Genomic DNA, 14,871 nt, shown 5'->3' on the forward strand with positions numbered 1-14,871 from the left:
ATGGGTAGAATTATCGTTTCAATCATCGTTGGTGCTGCGATTACTTTTGCCTTGTTCTTCGTAATGGCTGAGTTAATTTCTAACTCACAACGTCCGCCAGAAGAATCGCCACCACCGCCAATTATCGACATCGTGATGAACGAGCCGGACGCATCTGTTCAAACCAGAACACGCGTTCCGCCTCCGCCACCGCCGCCACCACAACAGCCGCCAAAGGTGCAACCTACAGAACCTGAGGTTGCCGATGCAAACACTGATGGTATGTCATTTAACATGCCGGGTGTGGACTTAGGTGGTGCCAGCATTGATATCGGTGGTCCAGGCTCAATGCAGCGCGATGGTGAAGCAACACCAATCGTGCGTATTGAACCCAGATACCCAATTCAGGCTGCCCGGGATGGTAAAGAAGGATGGGTAAGACTGTCGTTTACCATCAATGAAGTCGGTGGAGTTGAAGATGTTGAAGTAATCGAAGCTGAACCAAAGCGTGTATTTGATCGCGAAGCAAAACGCGCGTTGAGAAAGTGGAAGTACAAGCCTAAAATTGTTGACGGTAAACCGGTCAAGCAATTTAACATGAAAGTGCAATTGGACTTCAAATTGGAGGGTGATCAATGATTAACGTGAAATCATCAATCGCTAAGCTTTTAGGTGCATCAGTGTTGTCTGTGGGGTTATTGGCCACAGGCACTGCTCAGGCCCAAACGCCACCTATTTTGTGTCCAGATTACAAGCGTGGCCCAACCAGCATACCGGGTCAAAGAACCGGTAAAAAGGTGCAGGGCGCGTTTGAAGCTTATTCTGCTGACCTGATTGATGAAGCAATTGAGATTTTGAGAGAAATCGAAACCAGTGACCCATTTGACCGCGCGTATGTCGATCGGTTTTTGGGTAACTTGCTCGCTTCACAGGAAGGCCAGGGGCAAAATGCATTAGATTATTTGCTAAGAGCGGTTAAAGACCAAGAGCTGAATGACAATGAACATGCTCAAACATTGCGTTTGATCGGCGATTTGAACATGCAGCAACGCAACTTCAAGCAGGCAATTGAGTTCTACAACAAATGGATGGACTTTACCTGTAAAGAAGATGCTGATGTTTATACCCGTATGGCTCAGGCTCATTACGAAAATAAACAACTGCCAGAGATGATTGCACCTGCCAATAAAGCAATTGCAATGTACGACAAACCTAACAAAAACCCTTATGTACTGAAATTGACCTCTTACTATGAGCGCAAGATGTACAAAGAAACCATTGAAGTGGCGGAAATCTTAGTTAAATTATTCCCCGAAAACAAACAATGGTGGACGCAGTTAGGTTTCTTCTACATGTTGGTAGAAGACTATAATAAGGCAATGCAGACGTTTGAGTTAGCTTATACTCGTGGCTATCTCGAGAAAGCGTCTGAGATCAGAGCGTTAGCACAGCTTTACGGGACATTAGAAGTCCCCTATAAGTCTGCTGTAATTCAGGAAAAATATCTTAAGTCCGGTTTGTTAAAAGCCGACGAAGATACATTATCTCGTGTTGCCAATGCCTGGCATCGCGCGAAGGATTACCTGAAGGCTGCTGATTATTATGGTCGTGCTGCAGCTATCGGAAACGATGCTGAACACTATCGCAAGCAAGGCACTTTGCTGTTGTCAGCTGAAAAGTATCCGGAAGCTATTACTGCATTACAAAAAGCGCTGGACGCTGGCAGTGATAAAACCGGCTCAATTCAGATGGCAATAATGGAAGCATATTTCTATCAAGGTAAGTTCAAACAAGCTTATGTGCATGTTAAGGAAGCAGCTAAAGATAGCTCTGTTGCCCGAAATGCCAAAGCCTGGGAGCCTTACATAAAAGAAAAAGCTAAAAATCGAGGTATATCGATTTAATTTAGAAAAAGCCCGAAAGGGCTTTTTTTATGTCTGCTTTTCAGTGCAGGCGTGTTTTTCCGCACATATATTATTATTGATAGCTATCAGGGGCTGTTGCTCTTCGCTGTAAAATTGTACCGCAAAGTTTAACAGCCCCTGGTTCGAATCGTCTCAAATTCTGGATTTTTAGGTTAAAACTCCCAAATAAAACGATTAATGAAATCGTTTTTTATCTAACCAGGTCTATACTGATGGAAACGATTTAAAGATGTCGTGCTTATCAACATTGATTTAAGGAATCAACTATGAAACAAGTTAAAAAGTCAGGTATTGCAACAGCTTTAGGTGCTGTAGTCATCGGTTCTTTGGCATCCGTTAGCGTACAGGCAAATGCCAGTCCTTTCGCTATAAGTACTTTGGATTCTGGTTACATGCAAAGTGCCGCGGAAGGTAAGTGCGGCGAAGGCAAGTGCGGTGGCGACAAATCCGGTAAAGAAGGTAAGTCGGAAAAAGAAGCTAAGTGCGGCGAAGGCAAGTGTGGCGGCGACAAGTCTGGCAAAGAAGGTAAAACCGAAAAAGAAGGTAAGTGCGGCGAAGGCAAGTGTGGCGGCGACAAGTCTGGAAAAGAAGGTAAAACCGAAAAAGAAGGTAAGTGCGGCGAAGGCAAATGCGGCGGCGACAAATCCGGTAAAGAAGGTAAGTGCGGCGAAGGCAAGTGCGGTGGCGACAAATCCGGTAAAGAAGGTAAGTGTGGCGAAGGCAAATGCGGCGGCGACAAAAAAGAAGATAAAAAAGGCAAAGAAGGTAAGTGTGGTGAAGGTAAATGCGGTGGACAGGCCTAACCCCTCACTGACAAGTTAAGAAGGCTGGGGTACCAGCCTTTTTTGATCCGGGCTTCCGTCCAGGGGCGGGCTGTCATCAAAGGAGAATATAAATGCATCAATTGTCAGGCGCAGGACTGGGGTTCAGGCGAGAAATGTCAGCAGAGTTACACGATGGATTGCCTGCCGATGTGGACTTTTGGGAAGTGGCCCCTGAAAACTGGATACCCTTTGGTGGAAAATACGCAAGGCAACTACAGGCTTATACTGACAATAAGCGTTTTGTCAGTCATGGCTTATCTTTATCCATTGGGTCACCTGAAAAGCTGGATGTCAACTTTGTCAAACAGGTGAAATCTTTTCTGGAGCAACACAATATCTTGTACTACAGCGAGCATTTAAGTTATTGCTCAGGCAAAGGTCATATGTATGATCTTATGCCGATTCCTTTTACTCCTGAAGCAGTGCAGCACGTAGTTAGCAGGATCCATCAGGTACAGGAAATTTTGCAACGACCACTGGTGTTAGAAAATGTGTCTTATTATGCTGCGCCGGGACAGGAAATGTCTGAGCTGGAATTTACCCAACAGGTGCTGGAACAGTCAGGCTGTTTATTGCTTCTGGACGTAAACAATATTTATGTTAATGCCATTAACCATGGCTATGACCCGGTCTCATTCCTTGAAGCACTACCCACTGGAAAAATCGCTTATGGTCATATTGCCGGACACTACAATGAAGCAGAAGACCTCATTGTTGATACCCATGGTGCGGATGTGATAGAGGAGGTCTGGAGTTTGCTGGACAGGGCCTATCAAATTCATGGTGTTTTTCCCACCTTACTGGAGCGGGACTTTAATATTCCACCCATGCAGGAACTACTCAAAGAAGTACATAAAATAAAACGTATTCAGGCTAAATATCAACAAACAAACAGTATGAGGGCCTGATAATGGGCTTTAAACAAACTCAGGCTGATTTTATGGCGCATATACGAGACCCGGATAATGTGGCCACTTTGCCCGATATTGAAGAGCGCCGAATGCAGATTTACCGGGATTTGTTTTTTAACAATATTCTGGGCTTTTTAAATTCAGGGTTTCCCGTACTAACTGCCGTTGTGCATGAGGCGCAATGGCTGGCAATGGCAAGACATTTCTTTAAAACCCATGATTGTCGTTCACCTTATTTCGTTGATATCAGTAAAGAGTTTGTAGAGTACCTGGCAAATGAGTTACCGGAACAGGAGTATCCCTATCCATTTATCGCTGAGCTGGCACATTATGAGTGGCTGGAACTTGATCTGAGTGTTCGAAAGACTGAGGCTTTTATCAGGTGGCAAACCGGCGATGCGTTCTCGTCCATCAGGGTGTCACCATTAGCCGAATTGGTGAGCTATCATTGGCCGGTTCATCAGATTTCTGCGAAGTTTATTCCTACTCAATTGTCTGCAGAACCTAACTACTTTGTCGTGCATCGCGACCACAGTGATAGTGTTCACTTTTCTCAGATCAATCAGGTTACCGCTTTTTTAATTAATCAATTGTTAGAGCAGGAGGTAAGTAGTTTGTCTGAATTGCAACAAATCATGCAGACAGTGTTACCCCACTTACCCGTGGAACAGGTGGAAAAAGCCACCCAGGATATCGTTTTGGAAATGCTCCAAAAACAAATATTTATACCCACTTAAATATAATTGTTCTGATTCTGTACAGTTATCAGCAAGTTTCACCGCATCTGATTGCCTCGCAGGGCTAAAATGATTAACATTGAGGCATTGTTTTATCAGGTGAAAGTAACATGGCACACGAACCACATGACGGTCCACACGACCCGTTTAACATGAAGTATGTTGTCGCAATTCTTGTAGCGGCGGTATTGTTTCCTTTAATGCATATTATTGTTGGCATTGGCGTGTTTTTGTAACACAAGATATTCAAGGAAACGTTATTTTGACTGCTGAAATCGTTAAATCCGCAATTGTAACCGTACCGGACTACCCCAAGCCTGGTATCATGTTTCGCGACGTCACGTCGCTGATGCAGGACCCTAAAGCGTTTAAATTGTCTATCCAGTTACTGGCTGAACAATTTTCCGGCATGTCTTTTGACCGTGTCGCAGGCACTGAAGCGCGAGGATTTATTTTTGGCGCACCTTTAGCGCTGGAATTAGGCATTGGTTTTGTGCCGGTTCGCAAACCTCGTAAGCTGCCCAGAGAAGTGATTAGTGAAAGCTATCAATTAGAATACGGCGAAGACTGTCTTGAGATGCATAAGGATGCGGTTTTTCACGGCGAAAAAGTGCTGATGATTGATGATTTGCTGGCGACGGGTGGCACTATGGTGGCCACTGCAAACCTGATACGCCAGCTGGGCGGTGTCGTCGAGCACGCAGGTTTTGTGGTGTCATTACCGGATTTAGGTGGAGAGCAAAAGTTAGCTGAACACGGTATCAAGAGTGCTGCCTTGTGTCAGTTTGACGGAGATTAATTCCCTTGAGTTATCAGGTGCTGGCCAGAAAATGGCGTCCAGGAAAGTTTTCTGAATTAGTCGGGCAGGAACACGTTGTTAACGCTATCAGTAATGCCTTAGACAACAACCGACTACATCATGCTTATTTGTTTACCGGCACCCGAGGGGTGGGGAAAACCACGATAGCCCGTATCTTTGCCCGAAGTCTCAATTGCGAACAGGGCATGTCTTCCAACCCTTGTGGGGTATGTTCAAGTTGTAAAGATATTGAGCAGGGCAATTTTGTCGATTTATTAGAAATCGATGCCGCTTCCCGAACTAAAGTGGAAGATACCCGAGAGTTGCTCGACAATGTGCAATATCGCCCAACGCGCGGGGACTATAAAGTGTATCTTATTGATGAGGTACACATGCTGTCTAAGCACAGTTTCAACGCTCTGTTAAAAACCTTAGAAGAGCCACCACCGCACGTTAAATTTTTATTGGCCACCACAGATCCGCAAAAGTTACCGATCACCATTTTATCTCGTTGTTTGCAGTTTAATCTGAAAGCCTTAACCAGAGAACAAATCAGTGGTCAGTTGTCTTACATTCTGCAGCAAGAGCATTTGCCCTTTGACGAACAAGCCCTGGCGCTGTTAGCCAAGTCAGCTCACGGCAGCATGCGTGACGCACTGAGTCTGACCGACCAGGCAATTGCGCAGGGCAATGGTGAAGTCAGATCGGCAGTGGTCACTGACATGCTGGGTTTGATTGATAACGATAAAATCAGCCGAATCATTCAGGCCATACTAAAAAAAGAAAAGCACCAGGTGTTTCAGCTGGTGGAAGAGTTGGCCCTCAGTGGTGCTGACTTTAAGAGCGCGCTATCAGAACTCATGAGTGCTTTCCATCAGATTGCCTTAACTCAGTTTGTACCGGAAGCCTGCAAACTGGAAACAACTCAGGCGCGGCTGGTATTTAACTGGGCTCGCTCTGTTCCTCCTGAGCAGGTGCAGCTTTTGTATCAGATTGCCTTGCAGGGGCGCAAAGATATTGACTGGGCTCAGGAAGCGCGAATTGGATTCGAAATGACAGTGTTGCGAATGTTGGCATTTATGCCAGATAACATCGCCGCTAATCTGGAGAAATTCAAAACTGCAGCGAGCGAAGCCGCAGAAAATATTGGTTCGCTTGCGCAATTCCCAACGGCTCAATCTGCTGGTAAACAAGAAAATGATGCGCTGATGCCTGAATCAGAGGACACAATATCAGACAAAGAGGCTGAAAAAAAAACTCTGACGCCGTTGATTGATGCAATCTCCGCAGAGCAGTCTCCTGCAGAAAGTGACCCAAACAAAGTTACTCAACAAGTAGCCTCGTCATTGGAAGACAGTTTGGACGGCGGTGATGACAGTTTTCCGGAAAGTGAGGAAGAGTCTGATGCCACAATTACTGTTCTGCAGACTGAAATAACAGAAATTCTGGAGCAGGCGGAAAGCCTTAGACCAGCTAAAGCTCAGGTTGCCGATACACACAAGTCTGAATCTTCTGATATTGACAATCTCTCCGGGGACGACAGAGCCCCTGAGGCGGAAAATGCTGATCATCGGCAAGCAAGCGTAGCGAACAATAATGATTCTGAAGCCTTAACAGTCAGTAATACTGGCAATCACTCAGGCGCAGAAGGGCATAGCCACATAAACAACCCGTTCGAAGCTAATCTCTATCCGGAGCACGACTACGCTGAGGAATCAACCGTCGATGATTATCAGATGCTCTCGGCAATGGGGGATATGTCGGTCAGTTATGAGAATGTGCAACCTGAAGACAGTCATCATACCGCTATGGTTGAACCCGTTTCAGGAAGTCAGGCTAAAACAGCCGCTGAAAATCAAAAGTCATCGTCTCAAAATACCCATTCATTACTGGAATTAATGGGCACCCTGGCAAAGGTCACTGAAGAAGAAAAAAGTACCGAAAAACCCAGCAGTTACGAGAGTGAAAAAGCGCCACGGGAATCCGGGGCAGTAGTCAGTAATGACAGCAAACCTCCCGTTAAAGCACCTGAGGTCACCAATGACGAGGTGGCGCTTTCTGACGCTGGCAATGAGCAAAGCAGGGCAGCAGATAAGCCTGGTCCCGGGGTCTACCAGGATGACATATTACAAACGGGTGAGGCTGTTAAGTCGACTTTGTCAGCAACGACCGAAGCAGGTCTTGCAAATAACGCTGTTCAACCTCATATCTCTGATACTGAGGAACATAGCCACTCAGAATCTGCACAGTTGGAACAAACCGACGAAACAGCAGAGCCGGAAGAATTATTTTCGGCGGAGTCTTTTGTACAGGAACATCCTGACGCGCAACTAAACGACAGTGAAGCTGCGAGAGATAATGAACATCTGGCAGAGGCAAAAGCGGGCGAGCTACCGGAAGAAAGCGATACTGACAACGCGGACACGGCGTCTGCAGGTGCCGGTTATGCAGCTGAATGGTCGGCCGGTGATGATGATGTTCCCTGGGATACCGATGATGAACAGGCAGATACGTCTGTAGCATCTGCAGATACCGGGGACACTGAATCCCACTCTGAGGATGATGAAGAAGATTATCATGAACTCTTTGCCGGGCCTATTCCTAAGGTATCCGTGGATTTTGAGATCCCCTTTAAGGTCAATGACAAAAAGGTGACAAAAGCCAGTCAACTGGATACCTGGAGTCAGCTAATTGAACAATCTGGCATTGGTGGATTAAACAAACAGTTGGCCCTGCATAGTAATTATGTTTTACAGGGCGACAATGTAAAGCTGATGGTGTCGGAGCATCAACGGCATCTGTTTACAGATACTGCACTAAACGCTATTGAAGAAGCGCTATCTGAAGCGCTCCAGCACGATGTGCGCGTTTCTGCCCACATTGGGGAAGTCATCGATACGCCGGCAGCCGTGCAATATGCAATAAATAATATGCGTCAGCAACATGCTGAAAAAACAATACATGAGGACAGAGGCGTCACGGCCCTTTGTGAGGCTTTTTCCGGCTCTGTACTCAACGATACAATTGAACCAAGATAACATCGGAGAAGATTATGTTTAAAGGCGGTGGTATGGGCAACATTATGAAACAAGCCCAGCAATTGCAGGAAAAAATGCAAAAAGCACAGGAAGATATCGCCAACCTGGAAGTGGTAGGCGAAGCCGGTGCGGGCATGGTTAAAGTTACCATGATGGGCAATCACAACATCAAGCGCGTTGATTTGGACGACAGCCTGATGGAAGACGACAAAGAGCTCATTGAAGATTTAATGGCGGCAGCGGTTAATGACGCAGTGCGCCGTGTTGCTGAGGCTTCTCAGGAAAAAATGTCAGAAGCGACGGGTGGTATGCCGTTACCTCCCGGCTTTAAAATGCCGTTTTAATTAAAGGGTCTGACAGGCGATAAATTCGGATGAAGTTCAGCCCACTGATTAATGAGTTAATCGACAGTTTACGCTGTTTGCCTGGCGTTGGAGCAAAAAGTGCCCAGCGCATGGCATTCTCGTTATTGCAAAAAAATCGCACCGGAGCGCTAAAGTTGAGCGCAGCGCTACACGATGCGATGGAGCACGTACAGCATTGTGAAACTTGCCGGAATTTTACCGAGCAGCGTTTGTGTGAGATTTGCAGTGATGAAGAGCGCACAGCTTCGGGATTGCTCTGTGTAGTGGAAAGTCCACAGGATGTTATTGCCATAGAGCAAAGTGGTGAATTTTCTGGTTTGTACTTTGTACTGATGGGGAAATTGTCACCACTTGATGGTATAGGTCCGTCTGAAATTGGGATGCCTTTATTACAGCAACGTCTGACTGAGGGCGCTGTGAATGAGGTGATCTTAGCCACCAACTTCACCATGGAAGGAGAGGCCACGGCCTATTACATCACTGAGATGTGCAAGGGGCTGGATATTCCTGTCACTCGCCTGGCTCAGGGGGTACCTATTGGTGGTGAATTAGAGCAGGTTGACAGCAATACATTGGGCCGGGCCTTCAAAACCCGCAGCTCTCTTTAATACCAGGGTTTATAACTTCATTTCAGAACTTATTCCAACAGCATTAACCAAATTAGTGCTTTACTTTTCCCTTTCGACCTATCTCGCAAAAATACTTCGCTATCAGTACTCCAAACGCCTTCGCAGGACATTATTCTTTAGTTACTTTGTAAAATTGGCAGTAAAATATTGTGGTGTTATGATGTTTTAACTCCGAATTAATGGTGAGTTTTACAATGAGCAATTTATCAAAGCGTTCTACTGTTTACTTTGAACCAGCTATCCATCAAGCGTTAAAAATGCGAGCTGCATCTTCAGATGTGTCCGTATCTGAATTAGTTGACGAAGCTGTTCGTTTATTTATGCGAGAGGATCAGGAAGACTTATCTGCCATATCAGAGCGCTCTAACGAGCCTGATGTCAGCTATGAGGATTTTCTGAATGAGCTAAGAAGCGATGGCAAAATATAAAGTCACCTTTAAAAAATCTGTGAGTAAAGATTTTAAAAGTATCCCTAACAAAGATGTTAAAAAAATTCTGGATGCTATTGAAAGACTGACGGAGGATCCCCGAGGGGAGGGTTGTAAAAAGCTTTCTGGCTCAGAGCACTATAGAGTCAGACAAGGGTTATATAGAATTATTTACGAAATTCGAGATCAAGTGCTAATTATCAATGTAGTTAAAGTGGCACATAGATCCAAAGTATATAAGAGTCTCTGAACTGGAAATCAAAAGTATCGGGTTATCAATTTTTCGACCCTGACAGAAGTAAAAAACTGCCAATCCTGACGCAGAGCTGTCTGTTTACTCAGAGAACGGGCTAAGAATGCAATCACATTTGTCCTGATAATTACTCCTGAAAGGAAAGTCTCAGATTTCTGGCAATTTACTATTGAAAATAATGTTGCTGCCCCTATTTCCTTCCATGTAAAAAAAATGTGATCTGGCAGTTTTCCAGAATCAGGTCGGTAAGACCTATATGAATAAGCAATGCAAATTAAGCCGCGGCTCTCGCAATGCCTGACGCAGACTTGTGTCACCGCTCAGTTTGCATTGGTTTATTGATATTCAAGTTATATCAGGAGTAGAAAAGCAATGGCTGACGCTGTGCAACATGAAACCCACGGTTTTCAAACAGAAGTAAAACAACTTCTGCAATTAATGATTCACTCTCTTTATTCTAATAAAGAGATTTTCCTACGTGAACTTATTTCCAATGCTGCAGACGCGGCAGACAAATTGCGTTTTAACGCGTTGTCGAACGATAGCCTGTATGAGAATGATGGTAATTTGCGGGTGCGTTTAAGCATCGACAAAGACGCCGGTACTCTGACGATTTCCGATAACGGTATCGGGATGACAAAAGACGAAGTTATCACTCACCTGGGTACCATCGCTAAATCAGGTACTGCAGAGTTTTTCAGCAAGTTGTCTGGCGATCAGGCACGGGACTCGCAACTGATTGGTCAGTTCGGTGTTGGTTTCTATTCTGCCTTTATCGTCGCCGACAAAGTGACTGTCAGAACCCGTAAAGCCGGTGATGACGCTGCTGCGGGTGTTGAATGGATATCTGAAGGTGAAGGTGAGTTTGCGGTTGCCACTATTGAAAAGGCCAACCGTGGTACTGACATCATTCTGCACCTGCGCGACGATGAAAAAGAATTCCTCGATGACTGGCGTTTAAAGTCTATCGTTACTAAGTATTCTGACCACATTTCTATTCCGGTAGAAACCTGGAAAGAGGAAGTACCTGAGTCTGAAGGCGAAGACGGTGAAAAAATCGAAGCGGTACCGGGCGAGTGGCAAACAATTAACAAAGCAACTGCGCTTTGGAGCCGCGACAAGTCAGATATCAGCGAAGAAGAATACAAAGAGTTTTACAAACATATCTCCCATGATTTTGGCGATCCGCTAACCTGGTCGCACAACAAGGTAGAAGGTAAAAACGAATATACATCACTGCTGTATATCCCAACCAAGGCGCCATTCGACCTGTGGAATCGCGATCAAAGTCACGGTCTTAAACTCTATGTTCAACGCGTATTCATCATGGATGACGCAGAGCAATTTATGCCGGTTTACCTGCGTTTTGTGAAGGGCTTGTTAGATTCCAACGATTTACCACTGAACGTATCTCGTGAAATTCTGCAGGACAATAAAGTGACGCAGTCTATGCGTCAGGCCTGCACCAAGAAAGTATTGCAGATGCTGGAACGCATCGCTAAAAATGACGCAGAAAAATATCAGGGTTTCTGGAATGAGTTTGGCAATGTATTAAAAGAAGGCCCGGCCGAAGATTTCGCTAACAAAGAAAAGATTGCTGGCCTGTTGCGTTTTGCTTCTACTCATGAAGATTCCAGCGCTCAAACCGTCTCGCTGGCAGACTACATCGGACGGATGAAAGAAGGTCAGGAAAAGATTTACTATGTGACAGCTGACAGCTATGAAGCAGCGAAAAACAGCCCTCACCTGGAGATTTTCAGGAAGAAAGGCATTGAAGTATTGTTGATGGCTGACCGCATCGATGAATGGTTAATGTCACACCTGACGGAGTTTAACGAAAAGTCTTTCCAGTCTATTGCACGCGGTGCCCTGGATTTAGGTGATCTTGAAGACGAAGAAACCAAAAAAGCACAGGAAGAAGCTGAAAAAGAAGTGGCAGGTTTAACTGACCGCATCAAAGAAGCACTGGGCGATAAGGTGAAAGACGTGAAGTTCTCTCATCGTCTGACAGACTCTCCGGCCTGTGTGGTGGCTGACGAATTTGGTATGACAACTCAGATGAAGAAGTTGATGGAAGCAGCTGGTCAGGCCGTTCCTGAGATGAAGTACGATCTGGAGGTCAATCCGGAGCACGCCTTGATTAAGGTAATGGCGAATGTGCAGGATGAAGAACAGTTTGGCAAGTGGGCCAATGTTATCCTGGATCAGGCGTCATTAACCGAGCAGGGTAATCTGAAAGATCCAGCCATCTTTGTGAAGCAGTTGAACAGTCTGTTGTTAGATTTGGCTAAATAACCATAATTTATCCTGAACAGGGCAGAAGTATCTGCCCTTTTTTATTGGTGTAAATGTAAATTTCACTGGCTTTACCACTAATTCTCCGTAAGTCGGGCATTTAGCCTTGTTTCGCTGTCATTGAATGTGTAAAGTTTCGGATTAATTTTTAATTTTTGTCGGTTCAGTCTAGGGAGACAAACAGTATGCGCATCATTCTTCTCGGTGCACCCGGTGCAGGTAAAGGCACTCAGGCCCAATTTCTGATGGGCAAGTTCGGTATTCCTCAAATTTCAACTGGGGATATGCTGCGCGCAGCCATTAAAGCGGGTACAGAGTTAGGTTTAGCGGCCAAAAAAGTCATGGATGAGGGTAAACTTGTCTCTGACGAAATTATTATTGGTTTGGTTAAAGAGCGTGTTGCTCAGGCAGATTGCCAGAAAGGTTTCCTGTTAGACGGTTTTCCTCGCACCATTCCGCAAGCTGATGCAATGAAAGATGCCGGTATTACAGTCGATCACTGTATTGAGTTTGACGTTGATGACGAAATTATCGTTGAGCGTATGGCTGGCCGTCGTGTGCATCCAGGTTCAGGTCGTGTTTACCACATCAGCTACAATCCACCTAAAGTTGAAGGTAAAGATGATGTAACCGGCGATGATTTAGTTATCCGTCCTGATGATGAAGAAGCAACAGTGCGCAAGCGTTTGGGTGTTTACCACGAGCAAACCAAACCGCTAGTAGACTATTACAAAGCGGAGGCGGACGCCGGAAACTGCCAATATCACAAGATTGATGGCTCACAACCCGTTGCGGAAGTCAGCGAAAAGTTAGGTAAATTACTTGGCTAAACTGTAAAGTGTTTGAAAAACCCACGTCAGTGGGTTTTTTTTTATCTTCATTCAGGGCTACAATTTATAAAAAACACTCAGGCAACCCTATGTTACTCCCGATAACGGCCTTCTACGGCAGTCTCTTAGCCGCATTTTATTTGTATCTTTCAGTTATGGTAATTGTTCAGCGACGCTCAAGTCAGGTGGGACTGGGGGATGGTGGTGACAAACATATGTTGCAGGTGATGCGCGCCCACGGCAACTTTGTGGAATATGTGCCTTTTGCACTGCTGTTAATGTGTATTGCCGAACTCAATGGCACCACGGGAATCTTACTGCATGTCTGTGGCTGGTGGCTAATCGCTGCCAGGTTGATGCATGCCTATGGATTGCGCCATCATTTTGGTGTCAGTTGGCAGCGTTTTTTTGGCACGCTTTCTACCTTTATTATTTTCCTGATTTTGATCGTAGCCAACTTGTTACCCCTGTATACCGAATCATCGCGTATCTAAACCAGAAAAACCCCGGCAAGCCGGGGTTTATGGGAAACGCACAATTCACTAAGTTGCGGTTATTTACTTTCCAGCAAATTGCTGCCAATTTCAATTTTTCTTGGCTTCTTCGCTTCGGGAATGATCCGTTCAAGATCAATATGCAATAAGCCATGTTCCATATCTGCAGTTAACACTTTTACGTGATCACCCAGTTGGAATTTGCGTTCGAAGTTACGCTCGGAAATACCCTTGTGCAAAAAGCGTTTTTCGTTTTGTGTTTCTTTGCTGTCTTTTTTACCTGTTACTGTCAGGGTGTTTTCCTGCACTTCAATGGTAATATCGTCCTGACCAAATCCGGCAACGGCCATGGTAATGCGATATCTGTCTTCCTCTAACAACTCAATGTTATAGGGAGGGTAGCTGGTTTGTTTTTCGTTTTGAGAAGCCGCATCTATCATGGATGCCAGGTGATCAAAACCGATAAAAGAACGGTATAGTGGTGATAAATCAATAGTACGCATAGTCATATCCTCGTTAAGCAATATGTTAAGATGTTAAAAAATTGCCCCGTTATGGCGGCAGTTTTACGACCCTCATCAGCGTCGTTGATAAATAGATAGGTTGGCGGCCGATTCATTCAAGAGAAAAATTTAAAAAAATCTATAAATAATCGTAACTAGCTGATAAATAATATATTTAATAGAAATAAGGTAGATATATCATTGGACAACACGGATAAAAAACAACAAGTTCGCAATGAACGGCACAAGGCCAGAATGGCCAGGTTGAAGGAAAAGGTAGACGCTAAAATTGCCGCCGCAACGGACGACAAAGGCTTGTTGCTGGTGCTGACAGGCAATGGTAAAGGCAAGTCAACATCCGGATTTGGCATGATTACGCGAGCAGTTGGCCATGGTCTGTCAGCGGGTGTGGTGCAATTTATTAAAGGCAACTGGGAATGTGGTGAACGCAACTTACTGGAAAAAGTCGGTGTAAGTTTCGCTGTAATGAATACCGGGTTTACCTGGGACACTCAGGATCGGGAAAAGGATATTGCAGCCGCTGAAACGGTCTGGAAAGAAGCGAAAAAGTTGTTAGCAGACCCGACGATTGATGTGGTGATGTTGGATGAAATCACCTATATGTTGTCCTACGATTACCTGGATTTAGACGAAGTGCTTGACGCTATCAGTCATCGACCGGAACAACAACATGTGATTGTCACAGGACGCGGTGCCCATAAGCAACTGCTCGAAATGGCAGACACAGTCAGCGAGATCAACAATACAAAACATGCTTTTGAAGCCGGTATTAAAGTGCAAAAGGGTATCGACTGGTAAAGCATATCCTGAGTATTTGTCGTTTGCACTGTTGCTGAAAAT

At 45.1% G+C, this 14,871-nt stretch carries 17 protein-coding genes; 16 read left to right on the top strand and 1 reads right to left on the bottom strand.

Going from position 1 to position 14,871, the window contains the following annotated elements; genetic code table 11:
• From LJ740_RS09110 to LJ740_RS09175, 15 genes are all read left to right on the top strand, one after another.
• Complete coding sequence (locus LJ740_RS09110) at window positions 1-618, top strand: energy transducer TonB (protein WP_229528752.1); 618 nt, start codon at window positions 1-3, stop codon at window positions 616-618.
• A gap of 5 nt (window positions 619-623) precedes the next feature.
• Window positions 624-1,883, top strand: a complete 1,260-nt coding sequence (locus LJ740_RS09115) for a tetratricopeptide repeat protein (RefSeq protein WP_377307169.1) — start codon at window positions 624-626, stop codon at window positions 1,881-1,883.
• Between the two features lie 287 nt (window positions 1,884-2,170).
• Window positions 2,171-2,707, top strand: a complete 537-nt coding sequence (locus LJ740_RS09120; protein WP_229528754.1) for an HvfA family oxazolone/thioamide-modified RiPP metallophore — start codon at window positions 2,171-2,173, stop codon at window positions 2,705-2,707.
• A 92-nt stretch (window positions 2,708-2,799) separates the two neighbouring features.
• On the top strand, window positions 2,800-3,636 hold the full coding sequence (locus tag LJ740_RS09125; protein WP_229528755.1) for an HvfB family MNIO-type RiPP peptide maturase: 837 nt from the start codon (window positions 2,800-2,802) through the stop codon (window positions 3,634-3,636).
• Between the two features lie 2 nt (window positions 3,637-3,638).
• Window positions 3,639-4,376 carry an HvfC family RiPP maturation protein gene (locus LJ740_RS09130; protein ID WP_229528756.1) on the top strand — a complete coding sequence of 246 codons (738 nt, stop codon included), beginning with the start codon at window positions 3,639-3,641 and terminating at the stop codon, window positions 4,374-4,376.
• Window positions 4,377-4,486: 110 nt separating this feature from the next.
• Window positions 4,487-4,612: a hypothetical protein gene (locus tag LJ740_RS23095; protein ID WP_267498185.1), complete on the top strand. Its 126-nt coding sequence runs from the start codon at window positions 4,487-4,489 to the stop codon at window positions 4,610-4,612.
• Between the two features lie 26 nt (window positions 4,613-4,638).
• The gene (gene apt / locus LJ740_RS09135; RefSeq protein ID WP_229528757.1) at window positions 4,639-5,175 is read left to right on the top strand and encodes an adenine phosphoribosyltransferase; all 537 of its coding nucleotides are present in this window, start codon (window positions 4,639-4,641) and stop codon (window positions 5,173-5,175) included.
• 5 nt (window positions 5,176-5,180) lie between these two features.
• Window positions 5,181-8,213: a DNA polymerase III subunit gamma/tau gene (dnaX, locus tag LJ740_RS09140; RefSeq protein WP_229528758.1), complete on the top strand. Its 3,033-nt coding sequence runs from the start codon at window positions 5,181-5,183 to the stop codon at window positions 8,211-8,213.
• A 14-nt stretch (window positions 8,214-8,227) separates the two neighbouring features.
• Window positions 8,228-8,557: a YbaB/EbfC family nucleoid-associated protein gene (locus LJ740_RS09145; protein ID WP_229528759.1), complete on the top strand. Its 330-nt coding sequence runs from the start codon at window positions 8,228-8,230 to the stop codon at window positions 8,555-8,557.
• A 29-nt stretch (window positions 8,558-8,586) separates the two neighbouring features.
• The gene (gene recR / locus LJ740_RS09150; RefSeq protein ID WP_229528760.1) at window positions 8,587-9,186 is read left to right on the top strand and encodes a recombination mediator RecR; all 600 of its coding nucleotides are present in this window, start codon (window positions 8,587-8,589) and stop codon (window positions 9,184-9,186) included.
• Between the two features lie 215 nt (window positions 9,187-9,401).
• Complete coding sequence (locus LJ740_RS09155) at window positions 9,402-9,635, top strand: ribbon-helix-helix domain-containing protein (RefSeq protein WP_324255601.1); 234 nt, start codon at window positions 9,402-9,404, stop codon at window positions 9,633-9,635.
• The gene (locus LJ740_RS09160; RefSeq protein WP_229528762.1) at window positions 9,622-9,885 is read left to right on the top strand and encodes a type II toxin-antitoxin system RelE family toxin; all 264 of its coding nucleotides are present in this window, start codon (window positions 9,622-9,624) and stop codon (window positions 9,883-9,885) included. The genes LJ740_RS09155 and LJ740_RS09160 overlap by 14 nt, the downstream gene beginning before the upstream one ends.
• Before the next feature lie 375 nt (window positions 9,886-10,260).
• Window positions 10,261-12,183, top strand: coding sequence for a molecular chaperone HtpG (gene htpG, locus LJ740_RS09165; protein WP_229528763.1), 1,923 nt, complete (start codon window positions 10,261-10,263; stop codon window positions 12,181-12,183).
• A 185-nt stretch (window positions 12,184-12,368) separates the two neighbouring features.
• A complete protein-coding gene (gene adk / locus LJ740_RS09170; RefSeq protein WP_229528764.1) occupies window positions 12,369-13,013 on the top strand; it encodes an adenylate kinase in 645 nt (214 codons plus the stop codon).
• Between the two features lie 89 nt (window positions 13,014-13,102).
• Window positions 13,103-13,507, top strand: a complete 405-nt coding sequence (locus LJ740_RS09175) for an MAPEG family protein (protein ID WP_229528765.1) — start codon at window positions 13,103-13,105, stop codon at window positions 13,505-13,507.
• Between the two features lie 59 nt (window positions 13,508-13,566).
• On the opposite strand, the gene LJ740_RS09180 is transcribed toward LJ740_RS09175, so the two are convergent.
• Window positions 13,567-14,010: an Hsp20 family protein gene (locus LJ740_RS09180; RefSeq protein ID WP_229528766.1), complete on the bottom strand. Its 444-nt coding sequence runs from the start codon at window positions 14,008-14,010 to the stop codon at window positions 13,567-13,569.
• Between the two features lie 201 nt (window positions 14,011-14,211).
• Between LJ740_RS09180 and cobO the strand changes: the two genes are divergently transcribed.
• On the top strand, window positions 14,212-14,829 hold the full coding sequence (cobO, locus tag LJ740_RS09185) for a cob(I)yrinic acid a,c-diamide adenosyltransferase (RefSeq protein WP_267498186.1): 618 nt from the start codon (window positions 14,212-14,214) through the stop codon (window positions 14,827-14,829).
• Window positions 14,830-14,871 lie beyond the last annotated feature (42 nt).

Source organism: Planctobacterium marinum, from assembly GCF_020687805.1.
GTDB classification, from domain to species: domain Bacteria; phylum Pseudomonadota; class Gammaproteobacteria; order Enterobacterales; family Alteromonadaceae; genus Planctobacterium; species Planctobacterium marinum.

Excerpts from the sequence above, each read along its gene's own strand:
- LJ740_RS09110 (WP_229528752.1), top strand. The coding sequence starts at position 1 with ATGGGTAGAATTATCGTTTCAATCATCGTTGGTGCTGCGATTACTTTT.
- LJ740_RS09120 (WP_229528754.1), top strand. The coding sequence starts at position 2,171 with ATGAAACAAGTTAAAAAGTCAGGTATTGCAACAGCTTTAGGTGCTGTA.
- LJ740_RS09125 (WP_229528755.1), top strand. The coding sequence starts at position 2,800 with ATGCATCAATTGTCAGGCGCAGGACTGGGGTTCAGGCGAGAAATGTCA.
- LJ740_RS09130 (WP_229528756.1), top strand. The coding sequence starts at position 3,639 with ATGGGCTTTAAACAAACTCAGGCTGATTTTATGGCGCATATACGAGAC.
- LJ740_RS23095 (WP_267498185.1), top strand. The coding sequence starts at position 4,487 with ATGGCACACGAACCACATGACGGTCCACACGACCCGTTTAACATGAAG.
- LJ740_RS09145 (WP_229528759.1), top strand. The coding sequence starts at position 8,228 with ATGTTTAAAGGCGGTGGTATGGGCAACATTATGAAACAAGCCCAGCAA.
- recR (WP_229528760.1), top strand. The coding sequence starts at position 8,587 with ATGAAGTTCAGCCCACTGATTAATGAGTTAATCGACAGTTTACGCTGT.
- LJ740_RS09155 (WP_324255601.1), top strand. The coding sequence starts at position 9,402 with ATGAGCAATTTATCAAAGCGTTCTACTGTTTACTTTGAACCAGCTATC.
- LJ740_RS09160 (WP_229528762.1), top strand. The coding sequence starts at position 9,622 with ATGGCAAAATATAAAGTCACCTTTAAAAAATCTGTGAGTAAAGATTTT.
- htpG (WP_229528763.1), top strand. The coding sequence starts at position 10,261 with ATGGCTGACGCTGTGCAACATGAAACCCACGGTTTTCAAACAGAAGTA.
- adk (WP_229528764.1), top strand. The coding sequence starts at position 12,369 with ATGCGCATCATTCTTCTCGGTGCACCCGGTGCAGGTAAAGGCACTCAG.
- LJ740_RS09175 (WP_229528765.1), top strand. The coding sequence starts at position 13,103 with ATGTTACTCCCGATAACGGCCTTCTACGGCAGTCTCTTAGCCGCATTT.
- LJ740_RS09180 (WP_229528766.1), bottom strand. The coding sequence starts at position 14,010 with ATGCGTACTATTGATTTATCACCACTATACCGTTCTTTTATCGGTTTT.